2 protein-coding genes are annotated in these 1017 nt (G+C 68.4%); one reads left to right on the top strand and one right to left on the bottom strand.

Annotated features, from left to right (window positions below; genetic code table 11):
- Positions 1-277, bottom strand: a 277-nt coding sequence (locus tag FV217_RS22420; RefSeq protein ID WP_147821845.1) for a LysR family transcriptional regulator, incomplete at its 3' end; no start/stop codon positions are given.
- Positions 278-400: 123 nt separating this feature from the next.
- Here FV217_RS22420 and FV217_RS22415 point away from each other — a divergent pair.
- On the top strand, positions 401-1017 hold a 617-nt coding region (locus FV217_RS22415), incomplete at its 3' end, for a VOC family protein (protein ID WP_147821843.1).

Here is a 1017-nt window from a genome sequence, read left to right as displayed (position 1 = left end):
CTACGTCATGCCCTACCTCGTCCAATCGAACCGGCGCGTGGGCGCCGAGCCGATGCCCGGCAACGGCGAATTGCCGATCCGTGCGGCCGGCCTCTGTGAGGGCGAGCCGGCGCGAGGTGCGGTTGAACAGGCGAGCGCCGATCCGCGCTTCGAGCCGGGTTAGCGCCTTCGAGACGGTACCCTTCGCGACGCCGAGATCCTCCGCCGCTCTGCTGATCGAGCCGGCCTCCGCCACCTTCGCGAAGATGGCCCAGGCCTCGAAATCGGGAAGTTTCATCAGGCAATACCGGAAACGATGGGTTTCCATCGTTTCTGTTTTCTCGTGAGCCGGCAAGCCCCAGATTGTCTCCATCGAAAGACGGCGACGGCGCTCCGCGGAGCGCTCTCAGGAGACCTCGTCATGTCCGAGCACGGCATCCACCATGTGACCGCCTATGCGGGCGCGGCCCAGCGCAACCTCGATTTCTACACCGAGGTTCTCGGCCTGCGGCTCGTGAAGAAGACCGTCAACTTCGACGATCCGGGCACCTATCACCTCTATTACGGCGACGAGACCGGCCGCCCCGGCACGATCCTCACCTTCTTCCCGTTCGACCGTGCGGCCCCCGGCCGGGTCGGCATCGGCGTGACGAGCGAGACGGCGTTCCGCGTGCCCCGCGCCGCGATCGGCTGGTGGACGCATCGCCTCATCGAGAAGGGCGTCGACCACGACGCCCTGGCGCAGGTCTTCGGCGAGCCGGTGCTGCGCTTCCGCGATCCCGACGGGATGGCGTTGGCGCTCGTCGGAATCGACGGCGACGAAGCGGTCTGGAGTGGTGGCGGCGTGCCGGCGGAACATGCGATCCGCGGCTTCCACGGCGTGACGCTGCTGCTCGGCGAGGCCGCGGCGACGGCGGCGATCCTCACGGACGTGCTCGGATTCTCCGAGACCGGCCGGGAGGGGTTGAGCCTCCGCTTCGCCAGCGGCACGGCCTACGGCGGCTTCGTGACCCTGCGGGCGGTGGGGGAGTTCCTGCG

Origin of the sequence: Methylobacterium sp. WL9 (assembly GCF_008040035.1) — a bacterium.
In the GTDB taxonomy this organism is placed as follows: domain Bacteria; phylum Pseudomonadota; class Alphaproteobacteria; order Rhizobiales; family Beijerinckiaceae; genus Methylobacterium; species Methylobacterium thuringiense.
The sequence above is the reverse complement of the archived record's forward strand: the minus strand, read 5'-3'. Positions and strand labels throughout refer to the sequence as shown.